This is a genomic window from Caballeronia sp. PC1 (genome assembly GCF_021353155.1).
In the GTDB taxonomy this organism is placed as follows: Bacteria; Pseudomonadota; Gammaproteobacteria; order Burkholderiales; family Burkholderiaceae; genus Caballeronia; species Caballeronia cordobensis.
Window position 1 is genome coordinate 3,091,527 of the sequence record NZ_JAJUBH010000001.1, and the last position, 14,886, is coordinate 3,106,412.

The 14,886-nt window shown below is 63.3% G+C and carries 13 protein-coding genes and 1 rRNA gene; 7 read left to right on the top strand and 7 right to left on the bottom strand.

The window, feature by feature from the left end; translation table 11 throughout:
* Positions 1-80: 80 nt before the first annotated feature.
* Positions 81-193: ribosomal RNA gene (gene rrf, locus LY284_RS14855) — 5S ribosomal RNA — on the top strand.
* Positions 194-347: 154 nt separating this feature from the next.
* A complete protein-coding gene (locus LY284_RS14860; protein WP_045451205.1) occupies positions 348-1,982 on the top strand; it encodes an NAD(P)/FAD-dependent oxidoreductase in 1,635 nt (544 codons plus the stop codon).
* Between the two features lie 51 nt (positions 1,983-2,033).
* Here LY284_RS14860 and LY284_RS14865 read toward each other — a convergent pair whose 3' ends face one another.
* The 3 genes from LY284_RS14865 to LY284_RS14875 form a co-directional block, all read right to left on the bottom strand.
* Positions 2,034-3,575, bottom strand: coding sequence for a UxaA family hydrolase (locus tag LY284_RS14865; protein WP_045451203.1), 1,542 nt, complete (start codon positions 3,573-3,575; stop codon positions 2,034-2,036).
* A gap of 10 nt (positions 3,576-3,585) precedes the next feature.
* Positions 3,586-4,872, bottom strand: a complete 1,287-nt coding sequence (locus LY284_RS14870) for an MFS transporter (RefSeq protein ID WP_045451200.1) — start codon at positions 4,870-4,872, stop codon at positions 3,586-3,588.
* 95 nt (positions 4,873-4,967) lie between these two features.
* A complete protein-coding gene (locus LY284_RS14875; RefSeq protein WP_045451197.1) occupies positions 4,968-6,092 on the bottom strand; it encodes a D-mannonate oxidoreductase in 1,125 nt (374 codons plus the stop codon).
* A gap of 219 nt (positions 6,093-6,311) precedes the next feature.
* On the opposite strand from LY284_RS14875, the gene LY284_RS14880 reads away from it, so the two are divergent.
* A complete protein-coding gene (locus LY284_RS14880; protein WP_045451186.1) occupies positions 6,312-7,010 on the top strand; it encodes a FadR/GntR family transcriptional regulator in 699 nt (232 codons plus the stop codon).
* 48 nt (positions 7,011-7,058) lie between these two features.
* On the opposite strand, the gene LY284_RS14885 is transcribed toward LY284_RS14880, so the two are convergent.
* Complete coding sequence (locus LY284_RS14885) at positions 7,059-7,379, bottom strand: hypothetical protein (RefSeq protein ID WP_008344375.1); 321 nt, start codon at positions 7,377-7,379, stop codon at positions 7,059-7,061.
* Positions 7,380-7,757: 378 nt separating this feature from the next.
* Between LY284_RS14885 and LY284_RS14890 the strand changes: the two genes are divergently transcribed.
* Positions 7,758-8,633, top strand: a complete 876-nt coding sequence (locus LY284_RS14890) for an SAM-dependent methyltransferase (protein WP_045451182.1) — start codon at positions 7,758-7,760, stop codon at positions 8,631-8,633.
* Here LY284_RS14890 and LY284_RS14895 read toward each other — a convergent pair whose 3' ends face one another.
* A complete protein-coding gene (locus LY284_RS14895; protein ID WP_045451179.1) occupies positions 8,634-9,188 on the bottom strand; it encodes a DUF1415 domain-containing protein in 555 nt (184 codons plus the stop codon).
* On the bottom strand, positions 9,185-9,859 hold the full coding sequence (locus tag LY284_RS14900; protein ID WP_045451176.1) for a TetR/AcrR family transcriptional regulator: 675 nt from the start codon (positions 9,857-9,859) through the stop codon (positions 9,185-9,187). Before LY284_RS14900 ends, LY284_RS14895 begins: the two co-directional genes overlap by 4 nt.
* Before the next feature lie 93 nt (positions 9,860-9,952).
* Here LY284_RS14900 and LY284_RS14905 point away from each other — a divergent pair, with 93 nt between their 5' ends.
* Complete coding sequence (locus LY284_RS14905) at positions 9,953-11,236, top strand: MFS transporter (protein WP_045451173.1); 1,284 nt, start codon at positions 9,953-9,955, stop codon at positions 11,234-11,236.
* A 69-nt stretch (positions 11,237-11,305) separates the two neighbouring features.
* Positions 11,306-11,902 carry a nitroreductase family protein gene (locus LY284_RS14910; protein ID WP_045451170.1) on the top strand — a complete coding sequence of 199 codons (597 nt, stop codon included), beginning with the start codon at positions 11,306-11,308 and terminating at the stop codon, positions 11,900-11,902.
* 30 nt (positions 11,903-11,932) lie between these two features.
* Here the strand turns inward: LY284_RS14910 and LY284_RS14915 are convergent, their stop codons facing one another.
* Positions 11,933-13,420, bottom strand: coding sequence for an MFS transporter (locus tag LY284_RS14915; protein ID WP_045451167.1), 1,488 nt, complete (start codon positions 13,418-13,420; stop codon positions 11,933-11,935).
* Between the two features lie 200 nt (positions 13,421-13,620).
* Between LY284_RS14915 and LY284_RS14920 the strand changes: the two genes are divergently transcribed.
* Positions 13,621-14,871, top strand: a complete 1,251-nt coding sequence (locus LY284_RS14920) for an Hsp70 family protein (RefSeq protein ID WP_233387185.1) — start codon at positions 13,621-13,623, stop codon at positions 14,869-14,871.
* The last annotated feature ends 15 nt before the right edge of the window (positions 14,872-14,886 follow it).

A 14,886-nucleotide genomic window follows, 5' to 3' on the forward strand; every position in this document is an offset into this window, starting at 1 on the left:
CCACGATCACCACCCCAAACACTGCTACTTCTTCCCAGATTGGCTGTCGCGTCCCCAAGACGACACAGCAACAAGTCATGCCTGATGACCATAGCGAGTCGGTACCACCCCTTCCCATCCCGAACAGGACCGTGAAACGACTCCACGCCGATGATAGTGCGGATACCCGTGTGAAAGTAGGTAATCGTCAGGCTCCTCATGCCGCAAAACAAAAACCCCGCCCCGCAAAGGTGGGGTTTTTGCGTTCAGGCGCGCCAAGCGTACCCAAGCGTCGAAGCCTGTTCCGCTCAAGCGCTAAAATCCGTGTACGTATTCCCACAAGGACGGCTGACGCCGTCGAGTTCCCGATGCTACGTCTAAGCGAAATCAAGCTCCCGCTCGATCATCCCGAATCGGCTATCGAACCTGCGGTTCTCGCGCGTCTCGCGGAGATCGGCGTCGAAGCCAGCCAACTCGTGCGCTTTCACGTATTTCGCCGCGCACACGACGCCCGCAAGCGCGCCGATATCAAGCTCAATTACATCATCGATGTGGAGTTGAATGACGAAGCGTCCGTCCTGAAGCGTCTTGAGTCGAGCCCGCAATCGCACTGTGGCGTCACGCCTGACATGACGTATCGCTTCGTCGCGCAAGCGCCCGCGCATTCGGCACAGCCGCGCCCCGTGGTCATCGGCATGGGACCGTGTGGTCTTTTCGCCGGACTGATCCTCGCGCAAATGGGATTTCGCCCGATCATCCTCGAACGCGGTAAGGCCGTGCGCGAACGGACCAAGGACACGTGGGGACTCTGGCGACGCAACGAACTGAATCCCGAGTCGAACGTGCAGTTCGGCGAAGGCGGCGCTGGCACGTTCTCGGATGGCAAGCTCTACAGCCAGATCAAGGACCCGAAGCATTACGGCCGCAAAGTTCTGGACGAATTCGTCAAAGCCGGCGCGCCCGAAGACATTCTGTATTTGAGCCGCCCGCATATCGGCACATTCAGGCTCGTCAGCATGGTCGAGAAGATGCGCGCAGAGATTCACCAGCTCGGCGGCGAGGTGCGATTTCAGCAGCGCGTCGAAGATATCGACATCGATAACGGCAAGGTGCGCGGCCTGCGCCTGTCGACGGGCGAAACGCTGCGCTGCGATCACGTCGTGCTGGCCATCGGCCACAGCGCGCGCGATACGTTCCAGATGCTGCACGATCGCGGCGTCTACATGGAAGCCAAGCCGTTCTCGCTCGGCTTTCGCATCGAGCATCCGCAGGGTGTGATTGATCGGAGCCGCTTCGGCAAGTTCGCCGGCCACGAGCGGCTGGGCGCAGCCGACTACAAAGTGGTTCATCACAGCAGCAACGGGCGCGCGGTCTACAGCTTCTGCATGTGCCCGGGCGGCACGGTGGTCGCGGCGACGTCGGAGCCGGGGCGTGTCGTGACCAATGGCATGAGTCAGTATTCGCGTGCCGAGCGCAACGCGAATGCCGGTATCGTCGTCGGCATTACGCCGGACGACTATCCGGGCGGTCCGCTCGCCGGTATCGCGTTCCAGCGCAAGTGGGAAGAGCGCGCGTTCGAGCTGGGCGGCGGCGATTATTCCGCGCCGGGCCAACTCGTCGGCGATTTCATCGCCGGGCGAGCATCGACGTCGCTCGGTTCGGTCGTGCCTTCATACAAGCCGGGCGTGAAGCCGACCGACTTGAGCACCGCGCTTCCCGACTACGTCATCGAGGCGATTCGGGAAGCCCTGCCCGAGCTCGACAAGAAAATCAAAGGTTTCGCGATGCACGACGCCGTGCTGACCGGCGTCGAAACGCGCACGTCGTCGCCGTTGCGTGTGCGCCGCAAGGACGATTATCAGAGCGTCAATGTCGAGGGTCTGTACCCGGCGGGCGAGGGCGCGGGTTATGCAGGCGGCATCTATTCGGCGGCGATCGATGGCATCGAAGTCGCGGAAGCCGTCGCATTGAAGATGATGAGCGAGCACGCGGCAATCGCATAAAAAAGGCGCGCCGGGACACGGCGCGCCTTTATTCGATTCAAGCCAACGGCTTCAAGTCACCACGCCCACCTGCCACGGCACGAATTCACTCTGGCCGTACCCATGCACTTCACTCTTCGACGCCACGCCTGACGCGCAGTCGAGCATCATCTGAAAGATCTGCTCGCCGAGTTGCTCGATGGTAGCGGAGCCGTCGATCACGCCGCCGCAGTTGATATCCATGTCCTCTTCCTGGCGCTCCCACAACGCGGTGTTCGTCGCGAGCTTGAGCGAAGGCGAGGGCGCGCATCCATACGCCGAGCCGCGGCCCGTCGTGAAGCAGATCAGATTCGCGCCCGACGCGACCTGACCCGTCGCCGACATCGGATCGTAACCGGGCGAATCCATGAAGACGAAGCCCTTCGCGTCGATCCGCTGCGCGTATTCGTACACTTCGACGAGATTCGTCGTGCCGCCCTTCGCGACCGCGCCGAGCGATTTTTCGAGGATCGTCGTCAATCCGCCGACCTTGTTGCCCGCCGACGGATTGTTGTCCATCGCCGCGCCGTTGCGCGCGCAGTATTCTTCCCACCACTTGATGCGCGTCAGCAGCTTTTCGCCGACTTCGCGGCTCACCGCGCGACGCGTCAGCAGATGCTCGGCGCCATAAACCTCCGGCGTCTCCGACAGAATCGCCGTGCCGCCATGCGCGACGAGCTTATCCACCGCCGCGCCGAGCGCCGGATTCGCGGAGATGCCCGAGTAACCGTCCGATCCACCGCACTGCAAGCCAACGATCAGATGCGATGCCGGCACCGGTTCGCGCTGCACGCGATTCGCATCCGAGAGCATGTCCTTGACCAGCGCGATGCCGTGCTCGATCGTCTTGCGCGTGCCGCCGCTGTCCTGAATCGTGAAGCTGCGCAGCTTCTCGCCGTCCTTGAGCCCGCTCGATTCGAGCACGCCCGAAATCTGGTTCGTTTCGCATCCGAGACCCACGAACAGCACCGAATGAAAGTTCGGATGCACCGCGTAGCCCGCGAGCGTGCGGCGCAAAATGCCGAGTCCTTCGCCCTGCATGTCGATACCGCATCCGAGACCGTGCGTCAGCGCGATCACGCCATCGACATTCGGATAATCCGCGAGCGCTTCCGGATGCACGTCGCGCCGGAAGTGATCGGCGATCGCGCGCGCGACCGTCGCCGAGCAGTTCACGCTCGTCAGCACGCCGACGAAATTGCGCGTCGCCACGCGGCCGTCGTCGCGGCGAATGCCCATGAACGTCGCGGGCGCATCGACGAACGGCGTCGGATGCATATCGACGCCGAATTCGTGCTCGCGCGCGAAATCGGCCATCGACAGGTTTTGCGTGTGCACGTGCTGTCCGCGCGAGATCGCCTCGCGCGCCACACCGATGATCTGGTTGTAACGCTTCACGGGCGCGCCCGCGGCGATATCGCGCGTCGCGATCTTGTGGCCCGGCGGAATCAGGCCGGCGACGACGAGATCCTCCGACGCGATCCGCGCGCCGGAGAGCAACTGACGCGTCGCGATCACGACATCGTCGTTGGGATGCAGCCGGATGACCGCATGGTCGGTGGATGTGGTGGACATGGTTTTATTCTCAGACCGTGGAAGGCGCGCGACCGTCGTCGCGGCGGGTTTGCTCTTCGTCGGCGCGATTGAGCGGTTCGATTTTGCCGACAATCACAAGATAGCTGAATGCACCGAGGAAGCAGAAACCGCCCGCGACGCACAGCGGAATCACGAACGAACCCTTGGTGATCGAGAGCATCACGCCGGTGAAGGTCGTGATGACGATGCCCGCCAGATTCGACGCGAAGTTCTGAATGCCGCCGATCGACGCGACGTGATCCGGCGTCGGTGCGACGTCGCTCGGCAGCGACCAGATCGACGCCGCGGCGAACGCAAGGCTGGCGTACGCGATGCCGAAGAACGCGAGCATCAGATAAATGTTGGTCACGAACGCGCAGAGCGTGATGACGGACGACATCAGCATGCCACCGACCATGCAGGTCTTGCGCGCCGCGGTGAGGCTCCAGCCGCGCTTGAAGAGCGAGTCGGACACGAAGCCGCCCAGCCAGCCGCCGGGAATCGACATCAGCGCGGGAATCGTGCCGAGCGTGCCGAGCGACTTGAGCGAGAAGCCGTGCGCCTGCACGAGATAGCTCGGAAACCACGTGATGAAGAAGTAGATCACGAAGTTCAGGCAGAAGAAGCCGAGCATCATGCCCCACAGCGTGCGGTACTTGAAGAGCGAGCCCCACGAGACCTTGTTCTTCGGCGCGACCGGCACCGGCGCGACGTCCGTTTCGCCCGTCAGATCGCCCTTCGACTTGTTACGGTAGATCAGGAACCAGCCGAGAATCCACACGAAGCCGATCACGCCGGTGATGACGAACGACGCCTCCCAGCCGAACGAACTGATGATGAACGCGACGACCGGAATCGACAGCGCCGAACCCACACGCGAGCCGGAGTCGAAGATGCTCGTTGCGAACGCGCGTTGCGATTTCGTGAACCATTGCGACACGAGCTTCGCGCACGACGGGTACGCACCGGCTTCGCCGACGCCCAGCATCAGGCGGCAGCCGAACATGCCGACCACACTCGTCGCGGCGGAGGTGAGCGCCGTGAATACCGACCACCAGCCCACCGCGAGCGGCAGCGCGATGCGCGCGCCGACGCGATCGACGAACCAGCCGAACGGCATCTGCATGAGCGCGTAGCTCCAGAAGAAGCCGCTCAGGATGAAGCCCATTTCGGCCGGGCCGATATTGAGCGCTTTTTCGATCTGCGGCGCGGCGACCGCCAGGTTCGCACGATCGATGTAATTGATCGCGATTGCCAGAAAGGCCAGAAATATCACTACCCAACGCATTTTGCGCATCGTTTGTCTCCTCAATGGGGCGGCACTTCATTCATTCCGGCCCGATCCGCGATGCCGGCGCGGCGAGCCGTGATTCAAAAAGGGTCTTCCGCTCTTCAGGCGGATTCGAGCGCGTCGCGCAGACGCGTCTGTTCGATGTCGAGCTTAAGTTCGCGCGCGAGATCGATCACAGGCTGAAAGCGCCGAATCTTCTTCTCGTCGTGATTGCGCGCGATATCCGCGAGCCGATGCACGAGGAACGGGTTCTCGAAACGGTCGCGTACGCTCGCCAGATATTCGGTCGCGACGTCGCGCTTGCCGAGCGCCGCGAACACCGGCAGCACTTCATCGCGCCACGTCGCTTCGAGCGGATCGCGATAGGCCGGATCGCGCATGGCGTCGAGCACGGTCATGTCGGGCGAACCGTCGCGACTGCGCCAGATCTGCGCGAGCATCGTGTGGCCGAGGTTCAGCAGCAGCAACTTGAGACGCTCGTAATGCGCGAGATCGTCGGTAACGACGATGTCTTCGTGCTCGCACGGCAGCAGCATGCCCGCCTGCCGTTCGATCGCCCACAACGCGTACGGCTCGGCGATCGCGCCAACCGGCTGGATCGGCTCCGAAACGATGCGGTCCACGAGCGAGTTCACCCACACGCAGTCTTTCGTCAGATAGCCGATGAACGCATCGCCGGCGTTCCATCCGCGCGCCACGCCGACCACCAGATCGCGCAGCGTGTCGCCGTTACGCGAAACCAGTTCGCAGGGCAAAAGCGTGATCGGCTCGGCGCCTGCCTGAAAGCGCGCATGCAGCAGCACGGCGAGCTTGGCCGCGAAACCGCGCGGCGTGCGCTGGCCGTCGAGCAGATCGGCGGTGTCTTCGTCGAAGAGCGCGTAGCCGGCATCCGCCGTGTTCGACACGATCACTTTGACGTCGCGCTTCACGCGCTCGATCAGTAGAGGCCAGTCTTCGCTCGTGTGCAGCGCTTCGGTGATCGAATCGCACTCGACGGTCGTGTCGACGGTTTCGTCGCGGCGGCGTCCGCGAATGCGCACCGGATAGCGTCCGGCCGAGCGCAATGCGTCGATGCGCGCGCGGCTGTCGCTGCTTGCCGTGGTCTGAACGACGGTGATCTTGCCAAGCGCCAACGCCGGATCGCGGCGCGCCGCGACGGCTACGAAGAAATCGACGTGCGCCTGCAGGAAACGGCTGGTGCCGAATTGGAGAATCGGATTGCTCATCGTCGGGCGCGTCGTGATGTATTCGGTGGGAACGGTTCCAGCTGACCGAAAAAAAATTGGCCACCTGGCCTTACCGGATTGCATACTAGTGGCTTGAAATAGAATTGGTCAAGCCACTTGTAAGCGGCTGTGAAACGGCCGACGCCCGCCGCGCGGTGCGTCAGCGCTTCCGCTGATTACAATCCACGTTTTCCCCGAGACAAAATCAGGAGCCAGCACGTGAGCGTGAAACCAGCCGAGACGCGCCGCCTCTATCTGCAGATCGCCGACAAGCTGCGCGGGCTGATCGAGCACCAGGATTTCGCGCCCAACGGCCGACTGCCGTCCGAACGCGAGCTTGCGCAGACGCTCGGCGTGTCGCGGCCGTCGGTGCGCGAGGCGCTCGTTGCGCTGGAACTGGAAGGCCGCGTCGAGATTCGCATGGGTTCGGGCGTGTATATCGTCGCCGCGCCCGCCGCCAAGCCCGCGACGGCCGAAGCGGAACTGGGCGAGAGCCCGATCGAGATCATGAACGCGCGCAGCGTGATCGAAGGCGCGATCGCGGCGAGCGTCGCGCCGTTCGCGAAGCCGAAGGAGCTGAAGACGCTGCGCGCCGTGTACGAGACGATGGCGCGCGAAGTCGAACACGGCCAGGTGCCGATGGCCGCGGATCGCGCGTTTCACATTGCGATTGCGCAGATGACGGGCAACGACGTTCTGGTGCGCACGGTCGGCAGCCTGTACGACGAACGGCACAGCCCGCTGTCATCGACGCTGCGTGGGCACTTCGAAGGGGAGGAAACGTGGGCGGCGGCGCTCGGCGAGCATCGCGAGATTCTGGAGGCGCTGGAAGCGCGCGATGCCATTCAGGCGCAGGCCGCCATGCAGCGGCACATGCGTCATTCCGCGGCGCGGCTCATGACGAGGCGCAAAGCCTGAGCGCGGCGCGCGCTCGGAACGCGCGCCGGTTTGAGAAACGTGACCGCGCTAGCCCGGATAGGCTTCATCGACCTTCAGACCCGCTAGCTTGAAGATCACGCGCAGCGTTTGCGGCGCGATCTCACGGCGCGAGGCGAGCGTCGTCAGGACGAAGTCCATCACTTTGGCGTACTTCAGCATCGTCAGGCACGTTTCGATGTCGGTGGAGCCGTCGCGCATCGATTCGGCGAGGCGCAACATCTCCACGGAAATCTCTCGGGCCATTTCGAGTTCGAGTTGCTGCTTTTCACTCCACGCGGGCATCGCGGTCAGTGCCGCGAGCATCTCCTGAAATTGTTTCTCTGCCTTCTTGTCCGGGATCGCATCCATCGCCGTCCTCTCATGTTCATGGCGCCGGCGAGTCGCATTCGCCGCGCTGTGCGTTAGGTGTTACGTAACAATGACCGGGCGCGGGTGACGACGCTCACGTGTCGAGGCGCGGGATTGTTACCAGCTTGTTGCTCCTGCTTGCTGCATCGGTACGTGGCCCCGAAGCCACGCGTGTCGTCTTTTCCAATGGCCTCATTGTCGGGACGATGCACAAACCGTTCCATGCGTTTGCCTCGGCGCATTCGCCGATAAGCGGTGACGGAACAAAGAGCGTCTTTGCGCTTTTGGGTAAACTTCCCCTTTTGAGACGGCAGAACCAGCGGTTAGCGCACATTCGGCGCGAACATGCTCCGCTTTTTTATTCGACATACCTCCACGATGACCAGGAAGTCTTCCGCGTCGGCTCCGGGCACACCCGACCCCTCCACCAAACACGACATCCGTCCAGGCCAGTCGATCGAACTGCTGAAGGAACTCCACATCCTTACGCGCGACGGCAAAATGAACCAGGACAGCCGTCGCAAACTGAAACAGGTGTATCACCTCTATCAGTTCATCGAACCGCTTCTCTCCGACGTGCATGCGAGCCAAGGGGCCGTATCACTCGTGGATCATGGAGCGGGCAAATCCTATCTTGGGTTTATTCTCTACGATCTCTTCTTCAAGACTCTGCGCGATCGGTCACACATCTTTGGAATCGAGACGCGCGAAGAGCTCGTAAAAAAATCCGAGGAATTGGCGCAGCGTCTCGGATTTGACGGGATGTCGTTCCTGAATCTGTCGGTGGCCGAATCAATCGGTTCGGATCGTTTGCCGGAATCGATCGATATCGTCACGGCGCTGCACGCGTGCAACACCGCCACCGACGACGCCATCCACTTCGCTCTGCAAAAGAAGGCGAAGTACATCGTCGTGGTGCCGTGCTGTCAGGCGGAAGTGGCGTCCGTGCTGCGCAAGAACAAGGGCCATTCGCTCTCGAAGAACGTGCTGACGGAAATGTGGCGGCACCCGCTGCACACGCGCGAATTCGGCAGCCAGATCACGAACGTGCTGCGCTGCCTGCAACTGGAGTCGCACGGTTATCAGGTGAGCGTGACGGAACTCGTCGGCTGGGAGCACTCGATGAAGAACGAGCTGATCATCGCGCAATTCAAGGATCTGCCGCGCGGACGGCCCGCGCAAAGGCTCTCCGACGTGCTCGAAACCTTGGGACTCGACGAATTGCGCGAGCGCTTCTTCACGCCCGCGCACTGATCAGCTTTTGTTCATCCACGCCTTGAAGCCGTCGTGTCCGAGGCGGCGCAGCGTTTCGATATTGCGTTCGTAGATATCGGACGCGTCGGGGAACGCGGCGACCGCCCGATCGATGCTCGCTTCGCGAATCAGGTGAAACGTCGGATACGGCGCGCGGTTCGTGTAGTTGTCGATATCGTCGGGCGCGGTGCCTTCGAAGCGATAGTCCGGATGGAAGCTCGCGATCTGCAGTTCGCCCGCGAGCCCCAACTGGTCGAGCAGCCGTTCGGCGAAAAAGAGGGCGTCGTTGTAATCGGCGAAATCGGCGAATGCGTGCGGCGTGATGAAAAGCGTCGTGTCGATGGATTCCGGATCGGTGTCACGCAGAAGTCGAAGCTCGTCGGTCAGTTCTACGACCAGATCGTCGACGCCGCGCGCTTCGCTCACCACGTAGCGAATCTGCTCCTTCACATGCACGCTCTTCGCGAACGGGCATAGATTCAGGCCGATCACCGCGCGGGTGAGCCAGTGCCGGGTCGCCGCGATCACCTCGTCGCGGGTGCTGCTGTCAGTCATGAATCTTCCTGTTTGCGAAGCGCGGGGCACGCCGCCGCGATCAAGGTTCGCGCGATGCGCGGCGCCGCGAGCAGCGGGCCGGAGCCGGGACCGTAAGTCTGACTTGTCGCGTAAATGCCGTCGACCAGAAGCGCAAGCGATTCGGCCAGTTCCGTGGGATTATCCGCGCCGGCCGCCGTCGAAATCTCGACCAGACGCGTCATCAGATAGCTTTTGTTGCGATCGACCGATTGCCGCGCGGGATGCGCCGGATCGCCGAATTCGCACGCGATGTTCACGAACGGGCAGCCGCGATAGTCCGGCTGGGACGCCCGCTGCACCAGATCTTCCAGCGCCTGAACCATCTGCTTCGCCGGCTCTTCCGGGTGTTTCGCGATGCTCGCCTCGAAACGCCGCCGGAAACCCTCGTCCATGCGGTCCAGATACGCGACGACGAGCTCGTCCTTCGACGCGAACCGCCGATACAGACTCATCTTGTTGACGCCCGCGCGCTCCACCACGGCATCGACGCCGATCGCGCGGATGCCGTCGCGATAGAACAACTCCTGCGCGGCGTCGAGCAGTTGCTCCTGGGCCGTCGCGCCGTCGGTGCGGACACTGCGGCGGGTGCGGGTTTTCGGCGGGTCGCTCGTTGATCGTGTCAAAGTCGGTTCCTCGGATTTCTGCTGCATGCTTGACATGTTACCGATCGGTAACTAAGCTCGCAACTCTGATGTGACAGAGCGGTAACGTCGCGGGACAAAAATCAACGGAACGGAGCAGCAATGAATTGGGTAGCGAGACGGCTGAATGGCCGCGTGCATTACGGCTGGATCGCGGTGGGCGTCGTGTTTTTCGTGTTGCTCGCCGCGGCGGGCACGCGCGCGACGCCGAGCGTCATGATGTTGCCGCTCGAAAAGCAGTTCGGCTGGTCGCGCGGCACGATCTCGCTCGCCATTTCGATCAACCTGGCGCTGTACGGCCTCGCGGGTCCGTTCGCCGCGGCGGCGATGCAGCGCTTCGGCGTGCGTCCGACGGTGCTCACCGCGCTCGCCACGCTGGCGGCGGGCGTCGGCATTTCGTCGATGATGACCGAGCCGTGGCAGATGGTGCTCGTCTGGGGCGTGATGGTCGGGAGCGCGACGGGCGTGGCGGCGCTCACGCTCTCAGCGACGATCGTGAACCGCTGGTTTTCCACGCATCGCGGCCTCGCCATGGGCATTCTTACCGCGAGTTCCGCAACCGGTCAGCTCGTGTTCCTGCCGTTCCTCGCATCCATTTCCGAGCGCTTCGGCTGGCGGCCGGTCGTGTTGCTCGTCGCAGCAGCTGCGGCGATCGTGTTGCCGCTCGTCGCGTGGCTCCTGCCCGAGCGGCCGGCGGATCTTTCCCTGCGTCCCGTGGGCGAACAGGCCGATCTGCCGCCCGCCGCGATTGCGCCGCCGAAAAATCCCATCAAGCTGGCGTTCGGCACGCTCGCGTCGGCCAGCAAGACGCGCGATTTCTGGCTGCTCTTCTTCAGCTTCTTTATCTGCGGCGCGAGCACGAACGGCTACGTCGGCACGCATCTGATCGCCATGTGCTCCGACTACGGCATGACGCAAGTGCAAGGCGCGACGCTGCTCGCGGTAATGGGCATCTTCGACCTCTTCGGCACGACCTTGTCGGGCTGGCTCTCGGACCGCTTCAATGCGCGCGTGCTGCTGTTCTGGTACTACGGCCTGCGCGGGCTGTCCCTGATTTATCTGCCGTACGCGTTCGGCATCGATTTCTTCGGCCTGCCGCTCTTCGCCGTGTTCTACGGTCTCGACTGGATCGCCACCGTGCCGCCGACCGTGCGCCTCGCGACCGATGTCTACGGCAAGGATTCGGCGCCGATCGTGTTCGGCTGGGTCGTCGCGGGCCATCAGCTCGGCGCGGCGTTCGCGGCTCTCGGCGGCGGGATGCTCCGATCGAGCCTCGGCAGCTACACCGTCGCGACGATGATCTCGGGCGGCCTGTGCCTCGTGGCGGCAGTCACCGTACTGCGCATCAACCGCGCGGGACGGACGATGGGCGTCGCCGCGACTTGACGATCTGCAAACGGGCGCGGGCTTGTTTATCCTTGTCGTTCATTTATTCATCGAACGAGGAAACGCTTCATGTCCGCCAAGCCCGCTCCGACCGATGTCGACATCCATGAACTGATCGCCGGCCGCTGGAGCCCGCGCGCCTTCTCCAGTGCGCCCGTCGAGCGCGCGCAGTTGCACCGCGTGCTGGAAGCGGCGCGCTGGTCGCCGTCGTCGAACAATCAGCAGCCGTGGCGTTTCATCGTGTTCGACCGTCATCGCGACGAAGCCGCGTTCCAGCGCGCATTCGACACGCTCATGCCCGGCAATCAGAAGTGGAACGTGACGGTGCCGGTGCTCGTCTGCGTGACGGCTTTCACGCTCACGCCGAAGGGCGACACGAACCGCACCGCCAGCTACGACACCGGCGCGGCCGCGCTTGCGCTCACCCTTCAGGCGCACGCGCTCGGCCTGGCGACGCACCAGATGGGCGGCTTCGACCGCGATGCCTTCCGCCAGGCGTTCTCGATTCCCGCGGACGTCGAAATCATCGCGATGATGGCGATCGGCCATCACGGCGACGCGAGTCAGCTCGACGAGACGTTGCGCGAGCGTGAAGCCGCGCCGCGCGCGCGCCGAACGCTGGGCGAAACGGTCTTCGAAGGCGCTTGGGAGAAACGCTTCGAATAAGCGCTTCGAATAAGCGCTTCGAATAAGCGCTCACGGCTCGTCCGCCGCCGAAAGCGGACGAGCGACATCTTCGAGCGACTTTCGCTCGGCCGCCACGCCCCAGATTCCGGCGACGACCGCCGCCGCGATCATCAGAAACGATCCGATCAGATAGCCCGCGAATACCGGACCGCGCTGATGCGTATCGATCAGTTGACCGAACAGCGTGGGCCCGATGATGCCGCCGAGCGCCGTGCCGAACGCGTAGAACACGGCGATCGCGAGCGCGCGAATTTCCAGCGGAAAGGTTTCGCTCACCGTCAGATACGCGGAGCTCGCCGCCGCCGACGCGAAGAAGAAAATCACCATCCACGCAATGGTCTGCGTCGTCACAGTGAGCATGCCGTGCATGAACATCCAGCCGCTGATCGTCAGCAGCACGCCGGACATCGCGTAGGTGAACGCGATCATCCTGCGACGTCCGAGCACGTCGAAGAGCCTGCCAAGCAGCAACGGACCGAGGAAATTGCCCGCCGCGAAAGGCAGCACGTACCAGCCGATATGATCGCCGGGCACGTGATAGAAGTCCGTCAGCACGAGCGCGTAGGTGAAGAAGATCGCGTTGTAGAAGAACGCCTGCGCGGTCATCAGCGTCAGTCCGACGAGCGAGCGGCTGCGATGCGCCTTGAAAAGCGTATGAAACACCTCGCGCAGCGGCGTTGCTTCACGCGCATGCAGGCGCAGCGGCTTGACCGGCGCATTCGGAATCTCGACGCCGTGCTGCCGGAAATGCGCTTCGATCTCTTCGACGATGCGCCTCGCTTCGTCCGCGCGATTGTGCGTGATGAGCCAGCGCGGGCTTTCCGGCACCCACATGCGCATGAGGAGAATCGTCAGCCCGAGCAATGCGCCGATGAGAAAACAGGCGCGCCACCCCCAATCGGGCGGAAGCAGGCCGGGATCGAGCAGCACGATCGAGCCCGCCGCGCCGATTCCCGCGCCGACCCAAAACGTGCCATTGATCGCGAGATCGGTCCAGCCGCGCAGCCGGGCCGGCGTGAACTCCTGAATCGTCGAGTTGATCGCCGTGTATTCGCCGCCGATGCCCGCGCCGGTCAGAAAGCGAAACAGCACGAAGGTCGCGAGATTCCACGAAAACGCGGTGGCGGCGGTGGCGGCCACGTAGAGAAAGAGCGTGATGAAAAACAGTTTGCGGCGACCCAGCCGGTCGGTGAGCCAGCCGAAACCCAGCGCGCCGAGCACCGCGCCGGCGATATACGCGCTGCCCGCGATACCGACATCGGCATTGGAAAACTGCAGCGTCGGGCTCGACTTGAGCGCGCTCGCGACCGCGCCCGCAAGCGTTACTTCGAGCCCGTCGAGCAGCCAGGTGATGCCCAGCGCGAGCACGATCAACGTGTGAAAGCGTCCCCACGGCAAGCGGTCGAGGCGGCCGGGCAAATCGGTCTCGATAATGCCCGGGCGCGCGCTGGCGTTTTCGCTCAAACGGTTCTCCTGATTCGCAGCGGTTTCGCTCATGGTCCGAAGCGTGCTCTACTGCTACCACACACGCAAAAAAGTGAAGAGATTGCCGGCGGTCGAGCAAACCGCATTCCGCTTTTCGGAAATAAACCTTGTGGTTTAACTTTATCTCAAACGCGGTTGATGCACGTGCCGGAACATGTTAAAAACGCCGTCCACATTAGATTGCGGCGTCCAGCGCGACGCCGCCGATGCCTATGACTTATTGCGCGATCGATTTCGGCACATCGAATTCCGCCGTTGCGCTGCCGGACGGCCTGTCGGTCCGGCTGGCGCCGGTGGAAGGCGAGGCGACCACGCTGCCCACCGCGGTTTTCTTCAACACCGACGAGAATAACCAGTCCTACGGCCGCGCGGCGCTCGAAGCGTACATCGACGGTTTCGATGGCCGCCTGATGCGCTCGATGAAAAGCATTCTCGGCTCGCCGCTCGCGGACAACAGCACCGACCTCGGCGACGGCTCGGCGATCAAGTACACCGACGTCATCACGCTCTTTCTGCAGCATTTGAAGCAGAAGGCGCAGGCGATCGCCCCCGAGCCGCTCACGCGCGCGGTGCTCGGCCGTCCGGTCTTTTTCGTCGATGACGATCCGCGCGCGGACCATCTGGCGCAAAAGCAGCTCGAAGCCTGCGCGCACGCGGTCGGTCTGCGCGAGATCCATTTCCAGTACGAGCCGATCGCCGCGGCGTTCGACTACGAAGCCGGCCTGACGAAAGAAGGGCTCGTGCTGGTCGCGGATATCGGCGGCGGTACATCGGACTTTTCGCTCGTGCGCGTCGGGCCGGAGCGCGCGCGTCATCTGGAGCGCAAGGGCGATGTGCTTGCGCATCACGGCGTGCATGTCGCGGGAACGGACTTCGATCGTCGCGTCGAACTCGTGACGGTGTTGCGCGAGCTCGGCTACCAGTCGCTCGATCCGAAAGGGCGCGAGCTGCCTAGCCCCGTCTACTTCGATCTCGCGACGTGGCATCTGATCAATACCGTCTACACGCCCAAGCGCGTGAGCGAATTGCAACTGATACGCCATCTCTACACGGACCTGCGTCATCACGACCGGCTGATGCGCGTCGTGGACCGCCGTCTCGGGCACGCGCTGACGGCGCACGCGGAAGAAGCGAAGATCGACGTCGCGGCGGGCGGCACGACGGAAATCGACATGGAAGAGGTGGAAGAAGCGCTGCGCGTGGCGTTCGACGAATCGCAACTGATCGCGGCGGGCGCGGACGAAACGCGGCGCATCGTCGAGGCGGCAGAGGAAACGCTCAGGCGCGCGGGCGTCGCGTCCGCCGACGTGAACGCCGTCTATTTCACCGGCGGCACGACCGGGCTGCGGTTTCTATCGGAAGCGCTGTCGGCGGCCTTTCCCGGCGCGCAGCCGGTCTTCGGCGACCGCCTCGCCAGCGTGGCGAAGGGGCTTGGCATCTACGCGCAACGCGTCTTTGCGTGACGCCCGCGCGGCAAC